We start from the raw sequence: 23,686 nt of genomic DNA, 5'->3' as shown, positions 1-23,686 counted from the left end.
CAAAAACCCGCAACTGCCTCTTTTTTCCTCACCCTCAATCCGCTTCAAGCCCCGCCACGCAAGCTGAAGAGGAGAGCGGCCGATGAATGGAGCCGATACCGCCTGGATCATAGTTGCAACTGCACTGGTCCTGTTCATGACACTGCCGGGCCTTGCCCTTTTTTACGGCGGTCTCGTTCGCGCTCGAAACGTACTCAGTGTGTTCATGCATTGCTTCAGCATAGCCTGTTTGATGAGCATTCTTTGGCTGGTCGCAGGGTATTCCATCGCGTTTGGCGATGGTGGATCAGGTCTTTGGGGTGGTTTGGGCAAAGCGTTCCTCAACGGCGTCGACGCAGACAGCCTGTCCGGCAACCTGCCCGAGATCCTGTTTTTTGCGTTCCAGATGACGTTTGCCATCATAACTCCGGCGCTGATCGTCGGAGCGTACGTTGAACGCGTAGGCTTTGGCTTTGTTCTGACGTTCTCAGCCCTATGGATGCTGCTGTGCTATGCGCCAGTCGTTCACTGGATCTGGGGTGGCGGCATACTGACGGATGGCGGTATTCTGGGTGAGGTTGGCGTACGCGACTTTGCCGGTGGAATCGTTGTGCACGAGACCGCAGGTCTGGCCGCGCTGATCATCGCCATTGTACTTGGCCCGCGCCGTAACCGCACGACACCGCCGCACAATCCGGGTTTCGTCATGATTGGTGCTGCGATGCTTTGGGTCGGCTGGTTCGGCTTTAACGGCGGCTCGCAACTGGCCGCTGATGGTGGCGCAGCAATGGCGATGACCGTAACGCATATCTCGGCCGCGACCGCCTCGCTGACATGGGCGCTGTGGGAGCGGATCAAATACGGCAAAGCCTCGATGGTGGGTCTGGTCACCGGGACTATCGCCGGTCTGGCCTCGATCACCCCGGCCTCGGGCTATGTCGATCCGGTTCAGGCGCTGATCATTGGTGCCGTCGCAGGCGTGCTTTGCCAAGAGGCCGTCAACGTGATCCGCAACGTGCTGAACATCGACGACACGCTGGACGTCTTTGCGGTGCATGGCGTCGGTGGAATTTTTGGCACGATCATGATTGCCGCCTTTGGTCTAGGCGCATGGACCGCCCAGTTGGGTGGGCTGGTAATCGTGGGTGCCTTTACGTCAGTTGTCACCTTTGTGCTCATTAAGGCGGTTGCGCTTGTCACACCGCTTCGCGTAGACGCCGAGACCGAGACAAACGGGCTCGATCTGTCGGTACACGGCGAACGAGCTTATGACATGAGCAGCTAAGCCCACCTTAGCGCTCGGCCCGAAAGGGCTTTGGCGGACCTCCGGCAAGGGGTCCGCTTTTCTTTTGGTCCCCCTCTCGACTCCGGGTGCGCTGGCAGGCTATCAGCCCGCAACGTGTTTTCAGCCCAGAGGTTTACACCATGATCCCCAGCTCTTTCCCCGACAGCACCGAAATTGCCCGTCTGACCGCGCGGATGCTGCTGGAGATCAAGGCCGTTCATTTCAATTCCCGCGAGCCGTTCACACTGGCCTCAGGTCTGCCAAGCCCGACTTATATCGATTGCCGCAAGCTGATCTCATACCCGCGTATCCGATCGACCCTGATGGACTTCCTGACCGTCACAGTGATGCGGGATGCCGGGTTCGAGGCGTTCGACAACATTGCCGGTGGCGAAACGGCGGGCATCCCCTTTGCCGCCATGGTGGCGGAACGGATGGCACTGCCGATGACCTATGTGCGCAAGAAGCCCAAAGGCTACGGTCGCAACGCCCGTATCGAAGGCGCGATGGGCGAAGGCGAGCGTGTGCTGCTGGTCGAAGACCTGACCACAGATGGCGGATCGAAACTGTCATTCGTCGATGCAATCCGCGAAACCGGTGCCACCTGCGGGCATACAGCGGTGATCTTCTACTACGGTATTTTCCCTGAGACCGAGAAAACCCTTGGCGACCACGGTGTGAAACTGCACAGCCTGTGCACTTGGTGGGATGTTCTGGCAGAAGCTAAGGCACAGAAAGCGTTCGACAAAGAGACGCTGGATGGGGTCGAAGCCTTCCTCAACGACCCGCGTGGATGGCAGGAAGCCAACAAATCTTCTTAAAACACCTGTGCATAAGCTGGGGGTAACTTGGCATAGAATCGCCTTTGGACGGCTTGCATCTAGTGTCGGCACCTCAATGCCGCACAAAATGTTGCGCCACGAGATATTCTTTGGCAAGGTTGTCCAAACTTATCCCAAGCTGAAGTCGAGTTATACGCCACTTATCTTCAGAGATTTACAGATGGCCCAACGGGTGCCGGATTGATTAGAACTGTCGAACGGGCAGCGGGGACAAAATGAACGAGATAAGCAGTATCGAGCAGGCAGCGGCGCAGATTCAGAACGCCGAAACCATGCCGCATTCCATTGAGGCCGAACAGCAGCTTCTGGGTGCGATCCTGACGAACAATGATCTCTATGACCGGGTTGCGTCGATCATCGGGGCCGAGCACTTCTATGACCCGGTCCATGCCCGCATCTATGAGGTCGCAGCCAACCGCATCGCCAAGAATGCGCTGGCCTCGCCCGTGACGCTCAAATCCTTCATGGCCGAGGATGAGGGTCTGAAGGAGTTGGGTGGCCCCGCCTATCTGGTCAAACTGGCCGGGGCTTCGATCAGTGCGTTCGCGGTGCATGACTATGCCCAGATGATCTATGACCTCGCCATCCGGCGCGAGTTGATCCGGTTGGGTCGCGACATCTCGGACAAGGCGGCGCGGGTCGATGTCTCCAGCGAGCCTAAGGAACAGATCGTCGAGGCCGAGCAACAGCTTTATCAGTTATCCGAGCAGGGCCAGACCGAACAGGGATTTCAATCCTTCCTCAAGGCGGTCACAGAAGCCGTCAACGTCACCAACGAAGCGTATCAGCGCGGTGGTGGCATGGCGGGGATTTCCACCGGTCTGGCCGACTTGGACAAACAGTTGGGGGGCCTGCACCCGTCTGACCTGATCATTCTGGCCGGTCGTCCGTCGATGGGTAAAACCTCGCTTGCAACGAACGTGGCATTCAACGTGGCGAAAGCTTATAAGCGCGGCACCAGATCAGACGGGTCCGAGGGCGCCGTAGACGGCGGCGTGGTCGGGTTCTTCTCGCTGGAAATGAGCGCCGAGCAGTTGGCCGGCCGGGTTCTGGCCGAAGCCTCGGAGATCTCCAGCCACAAAATCCGTCAGGGTGACATGACCGAGGCCGAATTCCGCCGCTTCGTGGATGCCGCGAAAGAGCTGGAGGCCTGCCCCCTGTTCATCGACGACACCCCGGCACTGCCAATTTCGCAACTTGCCGCCCGCGCGCGGCGGTTGAAACGAACACATGGTCTGGACCTTCTGGTGATCGACTACCTGCAGCTGTGCCGTGGCATGTCCGATAACCGCGTCAACGAGATCGCCGAGATTTCGATGGGCATGAAGGCCATCGCCAAGGAACTGAACATCCCGGTCATCGCCCTTTCGCAGTTGTCGCGTCAGGTGGAAAACCGCGACGACAAGCGCCCGCAACTGTCTGACCTGCGGGAATCGGGTTCGATCGAGCAAGACGCCGACGTCGTGATGTTCGTGTTCCGCGAGGAATACTACAAAGAACGCGAAAAGCCCGGCGATCACGAGCTGGAAAAGATGGAAGAGTGGAAGCAAGCCATGGAACGCCTGCATGGCAAGGCCGAAGTCATTGTCGGTAAGCAGCGCCACGGCCCCATCGGTACAGTTGAACTGTCTTTCGAGGCGCAATTCACCCGCTTCGGAAACCTCGTGAAACCTTGGCAACAGGGTGGCGAGATCGAAGGTTACTGATCTACCAAAGCTCGGCTCGATTGAATGCTGGAACGCATCTGGATGGACCAATCAGGTCCGTCGCATCGCTGCTAAACGACTGCCCCAACCACCCAAACGGCATACTCAAAGGGAAAGGCGGGCGGATATTCTGATCAGACACCTGCTGAAACCCGGTTTTTCCGTAATAAGCTGGATCGCCGTAGGTCACCAGGTAATCTGCGCCACCAGAGCGCATTTGATCCAATCCGAAGCGGATTAGACTTTGCCCAATGCCAGTTTTTTGCCGATCGGTCCGCACTGCGACCGGTGACAACAAAAACACCTGTCGCGGATCGTCATCAAAGTAAAGCGGCGAAAAGAAAATACCGCCTGCTATTTCCTTGGCGTCCCACGCAATAAAGCAAGACAGTTCGCCCTTAGGCGTAGTCGCCATCAAGTCGCTAACTAGCGTTTTGATCACGCGCCCTTCATCGACCCCTTCGGATGCGGCGAATACGTCGCCAAATAGCGTTGCAAGCCGTGACTCATGCCCGGCGAATCCGGATGAAAATTCGGGCATCATGCTTCCAACTCCTTCTGACACAACCTTGTTGAGCGATTCACCTTTCGCAAAGCGGTTGATCACAGGATTAACACAATGGCGACAACGGATTAACTGTCGTTTTTTCGCCGCTCACGGCATACCAAAAGGCTGTAAGTTGCCCATGATCCGACCAAAGGCAGCAATAATCAGCACCTACCCCCTTGACCTGCCGATATCCAATGTCATGAACAGAGCCATGAGTACTGCACGTTTGACGATCAACCTTCGGGCGCTGGCCAGCAACTGGCATGCGCTGGATGCAAAAACAGATGTTGAGACCGGAGCCGTGGTCAAAGCCGATGCTTATGGCCTCGGTGCTGGACCCGTTTCGGATACGCTTGCAGAAGAAGGTGTGCGCAAGTTCTTTGTGGCCGCCGCAGAAGAAGGCGCCGCCGTTCGCGAGGCCGTTGGCCCTGGTCCCATGATCGCTGTGTTCTCGGGCCATATGGAGGGCGACACCGAACTGCTTCGTGGTCACGACCTGACACCTCTTTTGAACTCGCCCGAGCAGTTTCAACGCCACGAACAAGCACTCCCGGCGCACCCATTCGGCATTCAACTGGACAGCGGTATGAACCGGTTGGGTCTGGAACCCGCCGATTGGGCAGAATTACGTCCACGGGCCGAGGCTATGAACCCGGTCGTCATAATGTCCCACCTGGCGTGTTCCGACGAACCCGACCATCCGATGAATCAACAGCAACTGCGCGCGTTCCGCGAAATGACGGATGGCGTTAAAGCACAGCGGTCCCTTGCTGCGACCGGGGGGATGTTGTTGGGTCCAGAATACCACTTCGATTTCTGCCGCCCTGGCATTGGGCTTTATGGTGGCTTGCCGTTCGCCGAAGCCAAGCCCGTAGTCACAGTCGACTTGCCTGTCATTCAGGTTCGTGAATTGGCCGAAGGTGAAACCGTTGGTTATGGCAATACCTGGATGGCGCGTCGTCCCTCGCGCATTGCAACCGTCGCGGCGGGATATGCGGATGGCCTGCACCGCGCAATCGGCGGTGGCATTGACGCCTTTGCGGGTGACCAGCCCTGCCCCGTTGTCGGGCGCATCTCGATGGATCTGATCACCGTTGATGTCACCGATCTGCCTTCAGACCCAGAGCGCTTGCGCATCCTGAACGGCCACCAAACGGTTGATGATCTTGCCGAAGCCGCGGGTACCATCGGTTACGAAATCCTGACCTCGCTTGGTGCGCGGTATTCACGGGGCTACGTGGAATGAACCCTTTGGATATGCTGGGGGGGCTGGGCCGCGCGATCCTGACCCTGCTTGCCACGTTCGGCAAGGTGGCGATGTTTGCGGCTGACGCGATCTCGCATATCTTCCGCCCCCCGTACTACCCACGTGAGTTTGCCTTGGCGCTTATGAACGTGGGCTGGCTATCCTTACCTGTGGTCGGCCTTACAGCAATCTTCACCGGCGGCGCGCTGGCCTTGCAAATCTATGCAGGCGGGGCACGTTTTAACGCCGAGGCCGTAGTACCTCAAATCGTCGCCATCGGTATGGTCCGAGAGCTGGGCCCAGTTCTGGTTGGCTTGATGATCGCAGCCCGCGTGACCTCTTCGATCGCGGCCGAGATCGCCACGATGAAAGTGACCGAGCAAATTGACGCGCTGGTCACCTTGTCCACGCATCCTATGAAATACCTTACAGCACCCCGCGTTCTGGCTGCTTTGATCACGGTGCCCATGCTCGTTGGCATCGGCGACATTATCGGCATTGCCGGTGGCTATGTGGTAGCGACCCAGAACCTGGGGTTCAATGCGGCAACCTACCTGTTGAACACCGTCAATTTTCTGGAAACCCGCGACATCGTCTCATCTCTGGTAAAGGGTGCTGCATTCGGACTGATCGCAGCCGTCATGGGGTGCTATTACGGAATGAATTCCGGCCGCGGTGCACAGGGCGTGGGCCGGGCCACCAAGTCGTCGGTTGAGGCCGCCGCTATCATGATCCTTGCGGCCAACTTCATTCTCACAGGGGTGTTTTTCTCGTTATGATCCGGCTGGAGAATGTTCATAAGGCGTTTGACGAAAACCGCGTGCTGCAGGGTATGAACCTTGAGATACCCAAAGGCACCTCGATGGTCATCATCGGAGGGTCCGGTACGGGCAAATCTGTGGCGCTGAAATGTATCCTCGGCCTGATCAAACCGGACAGCGGCATGATCTATGTCGACGGCAAAGATGCCAGAACAGGCGACCGCGACGCGTTTTTGGCGCGCTTCGGGATGCTGTTTCAAGGGGCCGCGCTGTTTGACTCGCTGCCCGTCTGGCAAAACGTCGCCTTCCGCCTGCTGCGCGGTCCACTCAAACGCCCCGCCGATTACGCGCGCGAGATTGCCATCGACAAACTGCGCCGCGTGGGTCTGAAATCCGACGTCGCTGACCGTTTTCCGTCCGAGCTGTCGGGCGGTATGCAAAAGCGCGTGGGCCTCGCCCGCGCCATCGCCGCCGAGCCCGAGATCATCTTCTTTGACGAGCCAACCACAGGGTTGGACCCGATCATGTCCGGCGTCATCAACGATCTGATCCGCGAAATCGTGACCGAAATGGGCGCGACCGCCATGACCATCACCCACGACATGAGTTCCGTCCGCGCGATTGCCGACAACGTCGCCATGCTGCACGGAGGCGTCATCCAATGGACCGGCCCAGTCAGTCAAATGGATACGTCGGGTGATCCTTATGTCGAGCAGTTTATTAGTGGCAGTGCTGAGGGGCCGATTGAGGCGGTGCGGTAGGAAATGATCTTCTTTGCAGCAGTTGTTGCCTCATGGATCTACGCTATCGCGACCATTCAACTGGCGGCCGGGTTTCCTCCCCTCTATGTTCACCTTAGAGATTACAATCAGAGCGCAGGATATCGCGAACGTCTGATACTGGCACTAACTTCAACGATTTTTCCCATATTCTTGAGCATGGGATTGTTAATACTGGGATTTTCCGTTCAGTATCCCATTGTGCTACTGCTTGCCGCGATACCGCCGGTTTATGCAGGCGTTAGAAACCGTAAGTTCCTTAGTCGCGAAAAGAAATTACCTTATCCACTTATCGACTGGATTAGGTTCAGGTTTCCTTTTACGGGATTTACAATTGATCGATATCCGATGCTGGTGTTCGACCTATGGACCGTAGGACTTGCGTTGTTTTTTGCGTCGTCAATTCTGCTTTAGAGAACAAAAATTTGAAAACGTTTCTACTACTGGCAAAAGAGTTCGGAGCCCACTATTCGGGTCCACTTCGTGTGATCGCCTGTAGCTCGCCAGTTATTGTCTGGAAGTTTCTTTTCTCCGACAGCTACTATGAATCGGTTTATTCAACGCAAGCCGATTTTGCCATTGTTGTGGTCCTTCCATCTCTTTTTCTTTATATGTTCTGGGATTTCTTCAAACAAAAACGAGGAAATTCGAAGAAAAGAAGCTCAACCAAAGACACTTGAGCCCAATGGTAATATGCCAACGTGAACGTCGATGGAGCCAATGACCCTCCGCCTCGCCACCCTTTCCCTCCTGATCCTCTACCCCATCGCGTGGTTCGCCCCGCTGATGCGCGCAGGGCTGCTGCCGATCTTCGGCCTCAGCGAAATCAGCGTCATCACTGGCCTGCAATCCCTCTGGAGATCCGACGTCTTCCTTGCGCTGGTTGTCACCGTCTTCGCCCTCGTCGCACCTTTTGTCAAAACCATTGGAACAGCCCTGATCCAATGGAACCTCATGGACCCGCGCGTTCAGCCCGCGCTGAACATCCTCGGCAAGCTGGCCATGGCCGACATTTTCCTGATCGCGCTTTACATCACACTGGCCAAGGGCATCTCTTACGCCACCATTGAAACGGCCTGGGGGCTTTACCTGTTTACCGGGTGCATTCTGGCCTCACTGGCCTTGGGACATATTACAGAGATGACATCCGCCTCACGAAAAGCTTAGTTCTAATTGATTGAAAACATTTACCCAAGTATCATCTTAATATTTCGAGCAGCAACAAATTGTAGTTTCCGGGTCCGTAGCGGATCAACTTGTGTGTGTTAATTCCCCCTCCGCTTCGGCCCGGTTTGTACCGGTTCGGAAAGGAGTTCGACACCCATGGCCGCCCTCCATAACATAACATTGCAATTCCAGAATGCCTTTTTAAAGCTGACTTTTTTCATGATCTGCGCGGCGGCACTCTTAGCCGTGACAACGACCATTTTATCCGCATCCGGAGTATTGCCCTGGTTATCCATGCAAGCCGCATTTGGCGCGGCACCTGCCATTGATGTTGGCATGTTCATTCAGATTGGCGTGACCGCACTGATTCTCATGCTGGCCTTCTATCTTCCTGCGAACGGGCGGATGATGGCGTTGGAAAACACCCACCGCAAGTTCGCGCTGAATATGCAGGATGTCACTTACGCCTATCAGCTGGCCCATGCAGCAGACCGTGGTGACACGTTCCTCATGTCGTCGGAGTTCGATGCTGTGAAAGAACGAATGGCATTTCTGCGCCATCACCCGGACCTGCAATCGCTGGAACCCGAGATACTTGAGATCGCCGCACAAATGAGCCAAATCAGCCAAGAGCTGGCGGATACCTACAGCGATACGCGTGTCGCGCGTGCACGCATGTTCCTGCAACAGCGTCAGGAAGAGATCGAACAGTTCCAGCAAAGGATCGGTGACGCTCAGGTCATCCAGCAAGAGCTTCGTCAGTGGACCCGCGACGTCGAAGTCGAGGAATCCATTGCGAAATCACAGCTCGCCCGCCTGCGTGACGAATTGTTCGAACTCTTGCCCGAACTGTCGACACAGCTTCAGGCACCAACCGAAGACCGCGGTTCAACCGAAGGCAGCGTTATCGCAATGTCCCCCCCTCGCGCTGCTGAATAGGCGCGATAGCGCCCGCCGTGTCCGACGGCCCATAGGGCCCGAGGGCACGGCGCAACATCGGCGGAGATGAAAGCCCGCGAGGGCTTGAAGAACCGCCCGACCTCAGGCACCAAAGGCTGCATGGCAAAGACTAGTTTTTCATGCACCGCCTGTGGCGCTACTCATTCACGCTGGTCCGGACGATGCGACGGTTGCGGTGAGTGGAACACCATTTCACAAGATGTCCCCCTTTCTGCAGGACCCGCAAAAAAATCCCTTGGCGTCAAACGGGGCCAGACCATCGCGCTCACGGACCTGTCGACCGAGGAAAGCCCGCCGCCCCGTACCCTCTGCGGGGTCGAAGAGTTGGACCGTGTGCTGGGTGGTGGCCTTGTTCCCGCGTCTGCCCTTTTGGTCGGTGGGGATCCGGGCATCGGTAAATCCACATTGCTGCTACAAGCGGCGGCCCGGTTTGCACGGGCAGGCGTGAAAACCATCTATGTCTCGGGTGAAGAAGCCAGCGCGCAAGTAAGGATGCGGGCCAGACGTCTTGGATTGGAGGACGCCCCGGTTCAACTGGCTGCCGAAACGAACCTGAGGAACATACTTACAACCCTTGAAGCGGAAAAGCCGGGCCTTGCCATTATCGACTCGATTCAGACCATGTGGGCCGACAATGTCGACAGCGCACCGGGCTCCGTGTCACAAGTACGTGCTGCTGCGCATGAATTGACCACATTTGCGAAACGATACGGAATCTCAATCATAATGGTCGGACATGTCACCAAAGAGGGTCAGATCGCGGGCCCCAGAGTGGTTGAGCATATGGTCGACACGGTGCTGTATTTCGAAGGCGAACGGGGTCATCAATTTCGCATCCTGCGTGCTGTAAAGAACCGATTTGGACCCGCAGATGAAATCGGTGTGTTCGAGATGACCGGTAAGGGATTGGCACAGGTGACCAACCCTTCGGCCCTATTCCTGTCCGAGCGCGGTACGCCGAGCCCAGGTTCAGCGGTGTTCGCTGGCATCGAAGGAACCCGACCAGTTCTGGTTGAATTACAAGCACTTGTTGCCCCCTCCCCGCATTCTCAACCACGCCGCACAGTGGTTGGGTGGGACAGCGGAAGGCTGGCAATGATTCTCGCCGTGCTCGAGGCGCGCTGCGGCGTGCCTTTCACAGGCCTGGACGTCTATCTGAACGTCGCTGGTGGTCTAAAGGTATCCGAACCCGCCGCAGACCTTGCTGTCGCTGCCGCTCTGCTCAGCGCGCGCGAGGACACGGCCTTGCCTGCTGACACAGTTGTGTTCGGCGAGATATCATTGTCAGGGGCTCTCAGGCCCGCTGCACAAACTGAAAACAGGTTGAAAGAAGCGCAAAAACTTGGTTTCACATCGGCCATAGCTCCGGCAGGTGGAAAAACCGGCACTGTGGCAGGTCTGACACTCACCCGACCCTCTGATTTAGTGGGGTTTGTTGGCGAAACCTTCGGAGCAGGTTAAGATAACGCCTTGAGAGGCTGAAAAAAATACAGGCGAGGGCCATGGAAGGTTTTACAATTATTGACGGGGTGGTTGCCCTGATCATCGTGGTGTCGGGCCTGTTGGCCTATTCCCGCGGTCTTTTACGAGAGATTTTGGCCATCGCAGGATGGGTTGCTGCAGCCGTTCTGGCGTTCATTTTCGCGCCCCAAGCGGTTCCATTGATAAAAGAAGTTCCCGTCGTCGGAGACTTTTTGCGCGACAGCTGCGAACTGTCGGTTATCACAGGCTTTGCAGCGGTATTTGCAGTTGCCCTGATCGTGGTCAGCATCTTCACACCGCTGTTTTCCTCGCTGGTGCAACGCTCGGCTCTGGGAGGTCTAGATCAGGCGCTCGGCTTCTTCTTTGGTATTGCGCGCGGCATCCTGCTGGTCGCCATCGCGTTCTTTGTCTACGACACTGTGATGACCGGGCAGTCATATACCATCGTTGACGAAAGCCGTTCGGCGAAGGTCTTTGAACAGTTCAGCGGTCAGATCGAAGAACAAAATCCAGAAGCTGCGCTTGGCTGGATCACTCAGCAATACGAAGAGCTGGTCGCAAGCTGCGGCAGTGATGCTGCCCCGACCGAAGGTACGGCCCCTGCCGCCGAAGAGCCTGCAGAACCAGCGGCGACGGAATAAAAGAAAAAGCCCGGCTCTGACCGGGCTTTTTTCTTACAATCTAGCGATGACCCTCAGGTAAATCCTTCGCCCGCACAAACTGTGCAGCGGGTAATTTTCAAGCCAAAGCACCCATCACAACGGCTGGAAATCGGTTTTCCATACACATCACGGCTTTTGACGACTTCACCCGATCCATTACAGATCGGGCATGGCGACCGCCCCATCCCGCGGCACTTGTGACACCTGCGTTTGGGTTGCTCTTCCTTCTTTTGGCCCTGCTTGTGCTGCCACATAATAAACCTGCTCAAATTTTCTGTTATTAGATCGATTTAAGGGCTCGATTGACAGCATTAAGCACTGCACCTTCCATCTTTTTGTCTCGATTGTTGTAAAAACGGCCTGAGGTGAACCCGAATTGTGATCCTTTGATGACACAGCGAACGTAAGGCATTATGTGGGTGCCGAATTGACATGGAATCGGAGCTGCCGATCTTGCTATATGTGTATTCTGTCGCGCAGACGCCTAACCAAGGCTGCGCGTGTGTACTGAACGCCATTGCGACCGACATACAGTCAGCTGCCGCCAAGCGCCCGCTTCGAATATTGTCACGAACCACAACGTCCTAGAAATTGGAGCCCGTACATGTGTGGGATTTTGGGGATCGCAAGCAGAACGCATGATGTGTTTGCGGAAATCTACGACGGGCTGCTGATGCTGCAGCATCGGGGTCAAGATGCCTCGGGGATTGTCACCTATACCGGAGAGTTCTTTCGCGAGAAAAAAGCCAACGGGCTGGTGAAAGACGTCTTCAACGCCAAGGACGCAGAGACCCTGTTGGGAAAGGTCGGGATCGGGCATGTACGCTATCCCACGGCCGGATCTCTCAGCGCATCCGAGGCACAGCCGTTCTTCGTGAACGCACCTTATGGCATCTACCTTGTACATAACGGTAACATCACCAACACCGCCGCGCAGCGAGAAAAGGTCACCGGTAAATACAGCCGTCATCTGCGAACAACGTCCGATTCAGAGATCCTGCTGAACGTGCTTGCGGACAAAGTCGCAGATGCGATCAAGGTCAACGGCAACGCCGAGCCCATCCGTAACATCTTTGCCGGTGTTAAGATGACGATGGAGCGTATCCAGGGCGCATACTCGGTCATTTGTCTGATCGCGGGCGTTGGCATGCTGGCCTTCCGCGACCCGCATGGTATTCGCCCCCTGTCCGTTGCGATCCGCAAGACCGACATGGCCGGTGATGACTATGCGTTCGCGTCCGAAGACGTGGCCTTTGGCATTAACGGCTTTGATAAGCTTCGCGACTTGCGCCCTGGTGAGGCGATCCTGATCGACCTTGACGGCAACATGCATGAATTCCAGGCCGTCGAAGGTAAACTTACACCTTGTATCTTTGAATACGTCTACCTCGCACGCCCGGATTCACTGCTGGACGGTGTGTCGGTCTATAAGACCCAGATGCGTATGGGGCAGACACTGGCCAAACAAATTCAGGACTCAGGTCTACAGATCGACCGGATCATACCCGTGCCCGATAGCGCCCGACCGGTCGCACTGGAAGCAGCCAAGATAACTGGCATTCCATACCGTGAAGGGCTGGTAAAGAACCGCTATGTCGGACGAACCTTCATTATGCCCGGACAGGCAGAGCGTCAGAAATCCGTGCGTCGAAAACTGAACGCTGTACCGCTGGAGTTTGATGGGCATAACGTGCTGCTGATTGATGACTCGATCGTGCGCGGCAACACCATCAAGAAAATCGTCCAGATGTGCCGCGAGGCTGGCGCGAAGAAAGTCTATATCGCCAGTGCCTCGCCGCCGGTGAAATACCCGAATGTTTATGGCATCGACATGCCAACCAAGCACGAGCTGATCGCCAACGGAAAAGACATCGAAGAAATCCGGCAGGAATTGGGTGCGGATGCCCTGTTTTACCAACATCTCGACGATCTGATTTGGGCCGCCAAAGAAGGCAACCCAGAGATCGAGGCATTCGATTGCTCGTGTTTTGATGGAAAATACATCACCGGCAGCGTCAGCGAAGACTATCTGGATACGCTTGAGAACAGCAGCCGTGTCAGCAAAAAACGCGAAGACATGCAGGTGCCCGGTGGGTCATGGAACGCGGCCAAGCTGGCCTCGGGTTAAAGGGAAGAGAGCGAATCAAATGCGCTTTAACCCCGACGCCAGATGTGCGTCGGGGTGATTTTTTGTCGACGGGCGCAGCCGGATCGGTTGGATTCCGCGCACAACCCTCTGGCGAAGGAGACCTAATCGCAAGGGCTTCTCGGGACCCCGCGAAAACGTGAGGTGGCGACCCGCCTGCCCCATCTTTAGTTCCCTTGTCGCGTTTGATAGGCGCAGGTCACCAACCACTCACAACAAGGGGTCGGGGCGTCGCGCCCCGTCCACAGATCATGCCAAACGCAACTGTCGAAAGCGCAGCCACGCAGAGGGGCGCGTTGAAGAAGAACTCTGTTTCATTGCTTGGGGTATTTGGGCCCAAGGCCGAAATGCGCGCGCTGATGCGCTTGTCCTCAGGCAAGGTCAAGGAAATCAAACCGGGTAGCCGCGTGGCCTCGGGTACGGTGGTCGCGATCGACGCCGATGGCATTATGCTGCGACAAAGCGGCCAGACCAAGCGGATCGCCATCCCGGGCAGCTAATCCTGTCTTGACGACCTGCGCCCGGGGGTTCAAACCCCACCCATGACCGATCAGACAAAAATCGCCCTTGTTACTGGGGCCTCACGCGGATTGGGGGCTGCCTTGGCCGAGGCGTTGGCGCCCGAGTATCACATCGTCGCCGTCGCGCGGACCACCGGTGGGCTGGAAGAGCTGGACGACCGCATTCAGGCCAAAGGGGGCTCTGCCACGCTTGCGCCCATGGATATCGCAGATCCAAACGCCATGGCGACCCTGTGCCGAGGCATTCATGATCGCTGGGGCAAAGTTGACCTTTGGCTTCACACGGCCATCCACACCTCGGCCTTGACGCCGACGCATTTCATTGACCCAAAGGAATGGACCAAGGCCGTTAATATCAACGCCACGGCAACGTCGGTTTTGATCCCTTACATCATGCCGTTGTTGGGTGAGAGTGGCCACGCGGTGTTTTTCGATGATCCGAAGGCCGGCGAGAAATTCTATGGTATTTACGGCGCAACGAAGGCTGCTCAGATGGCTCTGGCCCGCAGTTGGGCGCTTGAGACGGAACGCACCGGGCCGCGCGTTTCTATCGTTGAACCTGCCCCCATGCCCACAGCTGTACGGGCACGATTCCATCCCGGTGAGGATCGCGACGCGCTGACCAGCCCAGCGTCAGAAGCCGCACGAATTTTGACGTTGCTGTAGAGAATGGCCCGTTCCGGGCCATGCCTCCGGCGGGGATATTTTTAGCCAGATGAAGCGAGCGGATTATCCGATATGGGTTCCGTTGCGCCCTGCCAGATCGACAAAGAATTGCCAGGCAACGCGACCTGATCGTGCGCCTCGGGTGGCTTGCCATTCAATCGCCTCGGCGCGCAAAGTTTCGGGTGAGACAGCTACTCCGTATGCGGCGCAGTAGCGGTCGATCATTGCGAGGTACTCATCCTGGTCGCAGGGGTGGAAGCCAAGCCACAAACCGAAGCGATCCGATAGCGAGACTTTTTCTTCGACCGCTTCCGAGGGGTTGATTGCACTGGAGCGTTCATTCTCGATCATGTCCCTTGGCATGAGGTGGCGGCGGTTTGAGGTGGCGTAGAAAACGACGTTCTCTGGTCGACCTTCGATGCCGCCATCCAGTACGGCCTTAAGTGACTTGTAGTGCTGATCATCGTGGCTAAAGGACAGGTCATCGCAGAATAGAATGAAGCGATGAGGTGCTGCGCGCAGGTGATTCAAAAGCCGGGCGACCGAGCCCATATCTTCGCGTTGCAACTCGACCAGTTTGAGGTCGGGATAGTCGTCTTGCAGGCTTCCGTGGACCGCTTTGACAAGGCTGGATTTTCCCATCCCGCGTGCGCCCCACAAAAGCGCATTGTTGGCCTTGAACCCGGCGGCAAAGCGTCGGGTATTATCCAACAGGGCGTCGCGGGACCGGTTTATGCCTACCAGCAGGTCCAGATCGACCCGGTTGACCTTTGCGACGGGTTCAAGCCGGTCGGGTTCCACATGCCAAACGAACGCCGCCGCCGACGTGAAGTCAGGTGCCGCCAGAGGGGCTGGTGCCATCCGTTCCAACGCATCAGCAATACGGTTCAGTGCTTGGTCTTCCATCGGGACCTCCGGTCTTGTCGTGACGGTTTCAAACCATGTTCCGGCCTCCACAACAAGGCCGTCGCATGAAAAAGGCGCGCCGATCATGGCGCGCCTTTGATCTGTCAGAGGCAAGAGTTACTTGCTTTCTTCCTCAACTATGTCGGCATCCGCCTCTTCTTCGTCATCGTAGTAGCCGTCGGCGCGCAATTGTTCTTCGCGCTTTTTCTCGACCCGGGCCACGAGGAAAATTGAAATCTCGTACAACCCGTAGACAACGACAAACAAAATAACCTGTGTGATCACATCTGGCGGCGTCACCAGGGCGGCAAGCACCAGGATAGCGACCACCGCGTATTTGCGCACGCTGCCCAACCCTTCTGCTGTAACCAATCCGGCTTTGCCCATCAGCGTCAGCAGAACCGGCAACTGGAAACACAGGCCAAAGGCGACGATGAATTTGATGGTCAGGTTCAGATACTCCTGCGCCGAACCTTGGAACACAACGCTCAGCGGTGCGGCGGTCGCATTGTCGGTTACGGCCTCACCTTCGGAGCCGAATTGCTGGAACCCAAGAAAGAAATCATAGGCCAACGGTGTGACCACATAGAACGCAAAGCTTGCACCCAACAAGAACATGAACGGGGATGCCAGCATGAATGGCAAAAACGCGTTTTTTTCCGATTTGTACAAACCTGGGGCCACAAACCGCCACATCTGCATTCCGATATAAGGAAAGGCCAATATGAACCCGCCCAGCAGCGAGACCTTGATTGCGACAAAGAAACCTTCTTGCGGTGAGATAAAGATCAGATCGCAATCCTGCCCACGCTCAGACAGAACATCGCACAGCGGCTGGCTCAGAAAGTTGAAGATCGGCGTCGCCACGGTGAAGCAGATGATCATGCCGATCAAAAATGCCACAACGCAGTGAATCAACCGCGTGCGCAATTCGGCCAGATGCTCGATCAATGGGGCCGAGCTGTCTTCGATCTCGTCGGTGTTCGTCATGTCTTGCTTTCGGTTTTCAACGCGGCCTCGGCCTCTTCGGCTTTGGCAAGCGCTTCGGCCGCTTCTTTGGCCTTGCGCTCGGCCGCGGCGCGTGCGGTTGAGGCCTGAATCTTTTTGGCCTGCTCTGCCCGCTCTGCCGCCAGTTTACCGGTTTCGCTGTCAGGGTCGAACTTGGTCGGATCGATGCTTTTTGCCATTTCCTGCGCGGCCTCTTTCACGCCGTCCATAGCGCTGCCGACAGGGTTGGTGGCCGCGTTCAGACCCTTCTTGATCTCGTTCACGCCAGCCTGATCGGCGGCCTCGTTCATGGCGCTGGAAAACTCGCGTGCCATGCCACGGGCCTTGCCGACAAAGCGCCCGACATTGCGGAACAGCACCGGCAGGTCCTTTGGCCCCACAACGATCAGGGCAACAACGCCGATAACCAGAAGCTCGGTCCAGCCCAGATCAAACATCTGCGCTTAGGCCTTGTCTTTGTCGGTCTCGGGGGTGACGTCCTTGGCCATCTCAGACGCGTCCTGCTCCAGCTCATCCGCGCCTTCTTTCACGCCCTTCTTGAACGAGGTGATGCCCTTGCCAACTTCGCCCATGAGCGAGCTGATTTTACCGCGCCCGAACAGAACCAGCACCACAACGGCGATCAGCAGCAGACCGGGAAGGCCGATATTGTTAAGCATGTCGTTTCTCCTTTTACGTCGGCGACAAGCGCCGGGAATATGATCTGCGTTTGTGTCTACGCCCGGAACTACAGCGAAAAAAGCCACGCAGCTTAATTCCAAACGTCATTTCCGCAGCTTCACGCATTTTTTGAGGTCTGGATTCTATCAACTGACAGGTTTATGTCAGTTGTGACTGATTAGGTAGTGAGCATCGAAACCTGATCAACGGAGATTCAAATGACCCATGTTGCAGAAATCGTCACCTTCAGCCTCGCCAAGGGAACCACGCCCGATGAGTTCGTCAAACTCAGCCAAGCGTCGGAGACTTTCGTCCGAAGCGCCCCGGGTTTTGCCCATCGGCAGTTAAGTCAAGGTGAGGACGGCCGCTGGACCGACTACGTGGTTTGGACGGACATTAAGGCCGCAAAAGATGCCGCCGCTCAGTTTCCGCAACAGGATTGCGCGGCGGCAATGATGGCGGCCATCGACCCAAACAGCGTGCAGATGCGCCACGAGGCTGTGCTATGGAACATAACCGCATAACGACGATCAGTACGGCTCTCAATGCGCCGCACTGACCGTCTGTTCGATATCATCCAAATCCTGCGCGACGGCAAATTACACCGCGCGCAGGATATAGCGGATCGGCTCGAGGTGTCGGTCCGCACGATCTATCGCGATATGGACACTCTTGTCGCGTCCGGTGTTCCTGTCGAAGGAGAACGTGGCGTGGGTTACATGGTGCGCGAACAGATCACCCTGCCCCCACTCAACCTGACGCCTGCCGAGCTTGAGGCGCTGAACCTCGGCATGGCCATCGTTGCCCAAGCCGCAGACCCCGAGTTAAAGAGCGCGGCGGAAACGCTGGCCGACAAGATTGACGCAGTTCTGCCCACCCAAGTCATATCCGAGGCGGATGCTTGGAAGTTCGCCGTCTATCCGTTCGCCGACGTCGCGCGCGGGTTGGCTCACATGGCTCCAATACGCGCTGCAATAAAATCGCGACAAAAACTACACCTAAACTACCGACGGATCGATGGCGCGCTGACAGAGCGCACAATCCGCCCCCTGCACATGGAATATTGGGGGCGCGTTTGGACACTGACTGCATGGTGTGAACTGCGCTCAGGTTTTCGCGTCTTCCGCATTGACCTGATTGAAGCTGTGCGCCCCCTGCCCGAGGTTTTCGCGGACGAACCGGGCAAACGCCTAAGCGACTTTGAGCCGCAGGGATGATCCGCTCTTCATCTGGCTAAAAATATCCCCGCCGGAGGCATGGCCCGGAACGGGCCATTTCCGTCACTTCAGAAACGGTTCAGGATCAACGGCTTCGAACCCCTGGCGCACTTCGAAATGGACATACGCGTTATCACCGCCACGCAGTGCAGCGATCTTTTCACCGCGGCGCACCCGGTCACCTTTTTCAACCGTTATGTTTTCGACATTCGCATACACAGTCAGAAGGTCATTGTTGTGTTTCACAACTATGATCGGCACCTGATCTGCATCCGCTGTAATGGCCGCCACGGTCCCCGCTTCCGCCGCTTTCACAGCGGTACCTGGCGCGGCTGCAATGTCGATCCCTTCGTTGCTACCCTTCTCGTAAGTACGAATGATCGTACCGGTCACCGGCAGGGCCAGCGCGGAATTGCTTTGGTTGGTCGGCGCCTCTGCTGTCACATCTGGCGCAGGTGGCGCCGCCACGATCTCTTCGTCCGGCAAGGGCTGCGTTGCGCTCGGCGGTGTGGGCGTCGGCGAACCCTGCCCGGGCTGCGTCACGTTCGTTTCAGGTTCCGCAGTTTGTCGTGGCACCGGTTGCGTCTTAATCGGAATCAGAAGGAATTGCCCTTCCCGCACGGTGAAGTCTGAATCCAGGCCGTTCCAATCCGCCAGCGAGTCCACCGGCACGTCATACAAACGCGAAATCGTAAACGCGGTTTCCCCCCGCTTAACCTTATGCCGGATAGGTTCGGGGCCCGCAGGAATCGGGGCCGGTGCAGGCGCGGCAACAGGCTGAGCAGGTGCCAGTGTCGATGTCTGAACAGAGCCATCCGTCGGAGCCTCATCAATGGCGGTCCCGGCGATCGAGGCGATATCGACATTGCTGGCTGTGTTCACGGCACGCGGCAATGCAACCACCTCGCCATCCCGCAAAGTGTCCGTCGGTTTAAGTCCATTGAACGTTGCTAACTCTGCCTCGGGCAGGCCTACACGGGCGGCAACATCGCTGACCTTGTCGCCGCGACGTGCGATCGCAACCTGATAGGTCGGATAGGTGATTACCCCGCGTGCGTCCGGGGCGGGTCTGTTGGTGGTCACGGATTGCGCCGCGTCGGTCGTCGAAAATCCACCGATCTGGCCACGCAGATCATAATCCAGCGGGCCTTCACACCCAGCCAGAATCGCCAACGCTGCCACTCCAGTCGCACACCGGAGCATCGCTGATTTGGAAACTGCTCTCATCTTACCGTCCTCAACACCTGCCCCTTTTGTCCGGGGTTCCGGCGCATTTTTCAGAATAACCCTTTACGCCTCGTCTTTTCCCAGCCCTTCCAACAAGGGCACAAAACGGACGGGCAACAATTCGTCATAGTCCAGACCGGTTTCTGTACGCCTGACCCGGATCAGAGTTTGAACCGCATCCGACTGCCCCACCGGCAAAACCATGATACCGCCGATTTTGAGCTGCGCCAAGAGCGGCCCCGGCGGGTCCTCGGCAGCGGCGGTCACAATAATACGATCAAAGGGCGCTTGTTCCGGCAGCCCATGCGAGCCATCGGTCAACATCGCAGTAACATTCGTCAAACCAAGTTCGCGAAACAGGTCGCCGGTTTCCCGCACCAGACGCTTGTGGCGTTCCACCGTGTAAACCCGCCGCGCCAGCTTGGACAAAACCGCGGCCTGATACCCGGACCCGGTTCCAATCTCCAAGACAGTATCGCGCGGGCTGACCTCTAGCGCTTGCGTCATCAAACCCACAACCGAAGGCTGGCTGATCGTTTGGCCACAGGCAATCGGCAATGGCGTGTCTTCATAAGCGCGTTCCGCAAACAGACCTTTGACAAACTGTCCGCGATCAATCTGTTCCATTGCTGCCAGAACACGCTTGTCCCTTACCCCGCGCGACCGCAAAGCGAACAGGAACTGCATCGTGGTTTCAGGGTCAAGTCCGCTCATTCGATTGCCTTCAACGCCTCCAGCGTGTCGTGGGCCGTTAAATCCGCCCGCATCGGCGTAACCGAGATGTAGCCTGCCAGATTGACGGCCGCATCCGTTCCCGGGGCCGTCGGATTGTGCTGATACCCGCCCTTGATCCACAAGAAACGCCGCCCCGAAGGTGAGCTGTGCGGCTCAACCGAGAAATGCGTATCCCTGCGGTACCCTTGTGGCGCGACGCGGGTTCCTAACACTTCGTCCGCAGGAACAGGCGGGAAGTTCACGTTGTAGAACAAGCGGTAATCGCCCTGCTGCTTGGGCGTGGCGTCCAGTATTTTGCGCACCAGATCAGCACCAAAACGGGTGGCGGCTTCAAACGGATCCTCCAGACCCAGGTTGCGCGGCCCGAAATACTGCGACAGCGCAATCGACGGCACCCCTTGCAACGCGGCCTCCATCGCGCCACCGACGGTACCCGAGTACAACGTATTCTCAGCCGAGTTGTTGCCCCTGTTCACCCCGGACAATACCAGATCAGGCGGTGCCTCCTTCATCACATCATGCAGACCCGCCAGAACGCAGTCGGCAGGTGAGCCTTCGGCGGCATAGCGGCGCTCGGCCAGCTTGGCGACCATCATCGGGTGTGTGTAGCTGATACAATGACCAACGCCGGATTGCTCAAACGCCGGAGCGACCACCCAAACTTCGCCATCAGGTCCTGCAAGTTCGGCTGCAATCGCCTCTAACGCGATAAGGCCCGGCGCATTGATGCCGTCATCATTGGTCAGAAGAATACGCATATGCCCCATCCATCCCTGCGTTTTTCCCTTGATAGACCCGCCCCCGCGCGGCGGCAAGCGACCGGCACGTGCAATCTGCGGCTTTCGCGCACCACTCAGGCTTAAACTGCGGTATCATTGGTTATTCGGGGAAAACAAAGCACCGGTCGCGGCGAATGGTCAGCCACATGACCCGCCCTTGTTGCGGCACGAATACATTGGGAACCGTGGCCTTCAGGATTGAGCCGTCATAGTCCATGCGGAATTCAACAAGGCTCTCGTTGCCCAAAAAGCGAGCGCGCTCAACGACCCCGCGCGCGGCGACGCCATCGGTCGGCGTTGGCAAGGGGCCCTTGCCGTTGCGGTCAAAATCAAGCCTTACGTGCTGGGGCCGGAATACAATCTCGACATCCGTACCGTCCGGAACCCCGGGCGCAAGGAACTGACCAAACGGCGTTTCTGCGAGCGCCCCATTAACTTGCGCCCGCAAAACGTTGACATCACTGAAAAATGCGACAGCGGCCTTGTCGGCGGGACGTGTATAAACGTTATACGGCGCACCTTGTTGTACGATCTTCCCGCGGCGCATCAGGGCAATCTCGTCCGCCATGCGCATCGCCTCTTCGGGTTCGTGGGTGACCAGTACCACGGCCGCATCTTCCTCTTTGAGGATGGCCAGAGTTTCATCACGAATACCGTCTCTTAGACGGTTATCCAGACCCGAGAACGGCTCGTCCATCAGCATGATCCGAGGCCGCGGAGCCAAGGCACGGGCCAGTGCGACGCGCTGCTGTTCACCCCCGGACAGATGGTGCGGATAACTGTCGACAAAGCGCATGAGATCGACTTTGGTCAGCAGTTCCTCGACCCGCGCGCGTTTTTCTTCTTTGGTGCCTTTCAGACCGAAGGCCACGTTGTCCGAAACGCTCAGATGCGGGAAAAGCGCAAAATCCTGAAACATCAGGCCAATTTCGCGCCGTTCGGGTGGCACCCGGAAAACCGTGTCACAGATCAGTTTGCCGTCGACGTAAATCTGGCCCGACTCCTGCATCTCGACGCCGGCGATCATTCGCAATGTTGTGGACTTGCCGCAGCCTGAGGGGCCTAACAGGCAGGTCACCTGCCCGGCCTGCACCGTGAGCGAGACGTTATCCACAACAACACGCCCCTCATAACGAGCGACCATGTTTCGGATTTCCAAACGTGGAGGAGTTGAGTTCACTGTCACCGACGGGCCCCGTTGCCTTACCCGATAATTTCAATCGGGCTTAGGCGGGGATAGCAACCCCGCCTCTCAGGCGCAAGAGATCAGCAGCAGCCGCCGGATGCGACCTCGCCGGTTGCCTCAAACGGGCTTTCGCCGCCGCAACCTTCGAAGATGCCGTAATGGGTTGAAAAGTCGCCAAAGAACTCGAAATGACGTGCAAAACGTGTGTCCTTTAGCATCATCCAAGTATTGCCACAGACCGGAAAGACCTTGCCGGTTTCAATGGCGTGGTGATCGTCCAACTCGAACAAATGCGGCGCATTGGGGATCGTGCCTTTGTAGACAACCGCTTGGCCATAGTCTTCACACGCAGGTTCCAACTCGGGCAGTTTGAACAGGCGGTATGTGGCCGAGAGGAAATTCAAAGGCGCGACACGTTCTTCCAGAACCGGGTTTTCGATGGTCAGCGGACGATGCGTCACCCGGCGCGGATCGCCGAATCCGGCTTTGCGCGACATCGACAGGAAATCATTCCAGTAGAGGGCACCCGACAAGCACTCGCCATACAGAACCTCGTCCTCGGCCATAGCCTGCGGAACGCGGCGATCGGCGTAGACGTCAGAGAAATACATCTCTCCGCCGTCTTTCAGCAAACGATGCGCACCACGCAGAACGGCCTCTTTATCCGTCGCAAGGTTAATGACGCAGTTCGATACGATGATATCGAAAGAACCCGGCTCAAGATCCAGTTCATCCAGTTTTTCGATAAAACCGTGGTGGAATTCGACATTACTGGCTGAATGACCAAAGGCTTGCGTATGATAGTCCTGATGCGCGCGCGCAACATCCAACTGTTCCGGTGTCATGTCGACGCCAACAACGCGCCCCTTGTCACCCACCATGGCAGACAACGCATAAACATCACGCCCAGCACCGCACCCAAGATCAAGGATGCTCATCCCCTCAAGATCCAGTGGGGCGATCAGGCCGCAACCATAGTAACGTGTCAGCACATCGTCATGAATTTTCGAAAGGATTTTCTTTACATGATCCGGCATATCGTCCGGCGTGCAGCACGCGTTGGTCTGCAAATCCGCACTGCTTTGAAGAACATCGCCGTAGTAGTTCTGCACCGATTCATGCTTCATCGAAGGTATCCCCTTTGTCTGGCTATGGGTCAGCTAATGCAGCAGTGCCCCAAGCGCAATCCGCAGCTGGTCTTTTTGACGAAAGCGTG

25 protein-coding genes are annotated in these 23,686 nt (G+C 57.0%); 15 read left to right on the top strand and 10 right to left on the bottom strand.

What is annotated here, in order from left to right; genetic code table 11:
* The first annotated feature begins 82 nt into the window (after positions 1-82).
* From ACR0BD_RS12205 to ACR0BD_RS12195, 3 genes are all read left to right on the top strand, one after another.
* On the top strand, positions 83-1,264 hold the full coding sequence (locus tag ACR0BD_RS12205) for an ammonium transporter (protein ID WP_480830783.1): 1,182 nt from the start codon (positions 83-85) through the stop codon (positions 1,262-1,264).
* Positions 1,265-1,404: 140 nt separating this feature from the next.
* The gene (locus ACR0BD_RS12200) at positions 1,405-2,085 is read left to right on the top strand and encodes an orotate phosphoribosyltransferase (RefSeq protein WP_480830780.1); all 681 of its coding nucleotides are present in this window, start codon (positions 1,405-1,407) and stop codon (positions 2,083-2,085) included.
* Positions 2,086-2,321: 236 nt separating this feature from the next.
* Positions 2,322-3,812: a replicative DNA helicase gene (locus tag ACR0BD_RS12195; RefSeq protein ID WP_480693749.1), complete on the top strand. Its 1,491-nt coding sequence runs from the start codon at positions 2,322-2,324 to the stop codon at positions 3,810-3,812.
* Between the two features lies 1 nt (position 3,813).
* Here ACR0BD_RS12195 and ACR0BD_RS12190 read toward each other — a convergent pair whose 3' ends face one another.
* Entirely contained in the window at positions 3,814-4,356 is a 543-nt protein-coding gene (locus ACR0BD_RS12190; RefSeq protein WP_480693752.1) for a GNAT family N-acetyltransferase, read from the bottom strand.
* A 217-nt stretch (positions 4,357-4,573) separates the two neighbouring features.
* Here ACR0BD_RS12190 and alr point away from each other — a divergent pair, with 217 nt between their 5' ends.
* The 10 genes from alr to ACR0BD_RS12140 all read left to right on the top strand — a co-directional run bounded on the left by alr (position 4,574) and on the right by ACR0BD_RS12140 (position 14,752).
* Positions 4,574-5,608 carry an alanine racemase gene (gene alr / locus ACR0BD_RS12185; RefSeq protein WP_480830776.1) on the top strand — a complete coding sequence of 345 codons (1,035 nt, stop codon included), beginning with the start codon at positions 4,574-4,576 and terminating at the stop codon, positions 5,606-5,608.
* Entirely contained in the window at positions 5,605-6,387 is a 783-nt protein-coding gene (locus ACR0BD_RS12180) for an MlaE family ABC transporter permease (RefSeq protein WP_480693755.1), read from the top strand. Before alr ends, ACR0BD_RS12180 begins: the two co-directional genes overlap by 4 nt.
* Positions 6,384-7,130: an ABC transporter ATP-binding protein gene (locus ACR0BD_RS12175; RefSeq protein WP_480830774.1), complete on the top strand. Its 747-nt coding sequence runs from the start codon at positions 6,384-6,386 to the stop codon at positions 7,128-7,130. The genes ACR0BD_RS12180 and ACR0BD_RS12175 overlap by 4 nt, the downstream gene beginning before the upstream one ends.
* Before the next feature lie 738 nt (positions 7,131-7,868).
* A complete protein-coding gene (locus tag ACR0BD_RS12170) occupies positions 7,869-8,315 on the top strand; it encodes a paraquat-inducible protein A (RefSeq protein ID WP_480830772.1) in 447 nt (148 codons plus the stop codon).
* A 246-nt stretch (positions 8,316-8,561) separates the two neighbouring features.
* A complete protein-coding gene (locus ACR0BD_RS12165; RefSeq protein ID WP_480830769.1) occupies positions 8,562-9,254 on the top strand; it encodes a DNA repair protein in 693 nt (230 codons plus the stop codon).
* A gap of 120 nt (positions 9,255-9,374) precedes the next feature.
* Positions 9,375-10,736 (top strand): DNA repair protein RadA, encoded by a 1,362-nt coding sequence (gene radA / locus ACR0BD_RS12160; RefSeq protein WP_480830767.1) that lies wholly within the window; start codon positions 9,375-9,377, stop codon positions 10,734-10,736.
* A gap of 41 nt (positions 10,737-10,777) precedes the next feature.
* A complete protein-coding gene (locus tag ACR0BD_RS12155) occupies positions 10,778-11,398 on the top strand; it encodes a CvpA family protein (protein ID WP_480693764.1) in 621 nt (206 codons plus the stop codon).
* A 625-nt stretch (positions 11,399-12,023) separates the two neighbouring features.
* Positions 12,024-13,547, top strand: coding sequence for an amidophosphoribosyltransferase (purF, locus tag ACR0BD_RS12150; RefSeq protein WP_480693766.1), 1,524 nt, complete (start codon positions 12,024-12,026; stop codon positions 13,545-13,547).
* A 269-nt stretch (positions 13,548-13,816) separates the two neighbouring features.
* Positions 13,817-14,065, top strand: coding sequence for a hypothetical protein (locus ACR0BD_RS12145; protein ID WP_480830764.1), 249 nt, complete (start codon positions 13,817-13,819; stop codon positions 14,063-14,065).
* Positions 14,066-14,107: 42 nt separating this feature from the next.
* Complete coding sequence (locus ACR0BD_RS12140; RefSeq protein WP_480830762.1) at positions 14,108-14,752, top strand: SDR family NAD(P)-dependent oxidoreductase; 645 nt, start codon at positions 14,108-14,110, stop codon at positions 14,750-14,752.
* A gap of 63 nt (positions 14,753-14,815) precedes the next feature.
* Here ACR0BD_RS12140 and ACR0BD_RS12135 read toward each other — a convergent pair whose 3' ends face one another.
* The 4 genes from ACR0BD_RS12135 to ACR0BD_RS12120 form a co-directional block, all read right to left on the bottom strand.
* Positions 14,816-15,658 carry an ATP-binding protein gene (locus ACR0BD_RS12135; RefSeq protein ID WP_480830760.1) on the bottom strand — a complete coding sequence of 281 codons (843 nt, stop codon included), beginning with the start codon at positions 15,656-15,658 and terminating at the stop codon, positions 14,816-14,818.
* 117 nt (positions 15,659-15,775) lie between these two features.
* A complete protein-coding gene (gene tatC / locus ACR0BD_RS12130; protein ID WP_480830758.1) occupies positions 15,776-16,648 on the bottom strand; it encodes a twin-arginine translocase subunit TatC in 873 nt (290 codons plus the stop codon).
* The gene (gene tatB, locus ACR0BD_RS12125) at positions 16,645-17,103 is read right to left on the bottom strand and encodes a Sec-independent protein translocase protein TatB (protein ID WP_480693775.1); all 459 of its coding nucleotides are present in this window, start codon (positions 17,101-17,103) and stop codon (positions 16,645-16,647) included. Before tatB ends, tatC begins: the two co-directional genes overlap by 4 nt.
* 6 nt (positions 17,104-17,109) lie before the next feature.
* Positions 17,110-17,325, bottom strand: coding sequence for a twin-arginine translocase TatA/TatE family subunit (locus tag ACR0BD_RS12120; protein WP_170354368.1), 216 nt, complete (start codon positions 17,323-17,325; stop codon positions 17,110-17,112).
* A 219-nt stretch (positions 17,326-17,544) separates the two neighbouring features.
* Here ACR0BD_RS12120 and ACR0BD_RS12115 point away from each other — a divergent pair, with 219 nt between their 5' ends.
* Both ACR0BD_RS12115 and ACR0BD_RS12110 read left to right on the top strand, forming a co-directional pair.
* Positions 17,545-17,850 (top strand): hypothetical protein, encoded by a 306-nt coding sequence (locus tag ACR0BD_RS12115; RefSeq protein WP_480830755.1) that lies wholly within the window; start codon positions 17,545-17,547, stop codon positions 17,848-17,850.
* A gap of 21 nt (positions 17,851-17,871) precedes the next feature.
* Entirely contained in the window at positions 17,872-18,543 is a 672-nt protein-coding gene (locus ACR0BD_RS12110; protein ID WP_480830753.1) for a helix-turn-helix transcriptional regulator, read from the top strand.
* Positions 18,544-18,606: 63 nt separating this feature from the next.
* Here the strand turns inward: ACR0BD_RS12110 and ACR0BD_RS12105 are convergent, their stop codons facing one another.
* The 5 genes from ACR0BD_RS12105 to ACR0BD_RS12085 form a co-directional block, all read right to left on the bottom strand.
* Entirely contained in the window at positions 18,607-19,770 is a 1,164-nt protein-coding gene (locus tag ACR0BD_RS12105) for a peptidoglycan DD-metalloendopeptidase family protein (protein ID WP_480830752.1), read from the bottom strand.
* A gap of 63 nt (positions 19,771-19,833) precedes the next feature.
* Positions 19,834-20,484: a protein-L-isoaspartate(D-aspartate) O-methyltransferase gene (locus ACR0BD_RS12100; RefSeq protein WP_480693782.1), complete on the bottom strand. Its 651-nt coding sequence runs from the start codon at positions 20,482-20,484 to the stop codon at positions 19,834-19,836.
* On the bottom strand, positions 20,481-21,263 hold the full coding sequence (gene surE / locus ACR0BD_RS12095) for a 5'/3'-nucleotidase SurE (protein WP_480830750.1): 783 nt from the start codon (positions 21,261-21,263) through the stop codon (positions 20,481-20,483). Before surE ends, ACR0BD_RS12100 begins: the two co-directional genes overlap by 4 nt.
* Before the next feature lie 121 nt (positions 21,264-21,384).
* Positions 21,385-22,428, bottom strand: coding sequence for an ABC transporter ATP-binding protein (locus ACR0BD_RS12090; protein ID WP_480693786.1), 1,044 nt, complete (start codon positions 22,426-22,428; stop codon positions 21,385-21,387).
* A gap of 122 nt (positions 22,429-22,550) precedes the next feature.
* The gene (locus tag ACR0BD_RS12085; protein WP_480830748.1) at positions 22,551-23,597 is read right to left on the bottom strand and encodes a methyltransferase domain-containing protein; all 1,047 of its coding nucleotides are present in this window, start codon (positions 23,595-23,597) and stop codon (positions 22,551-22,553) included.
* Positions 23,598-23,686 lie beyond the last annotated feature (89 nt).

The sequence above is a fragment of the Ruegeria sp. G5 genome (genome assembly GCF_056533365.1).
Note: the sequence above shows the minus strand (reverse complement) of the source record. Positions and strands in the feature narration are given on the sequence as shown.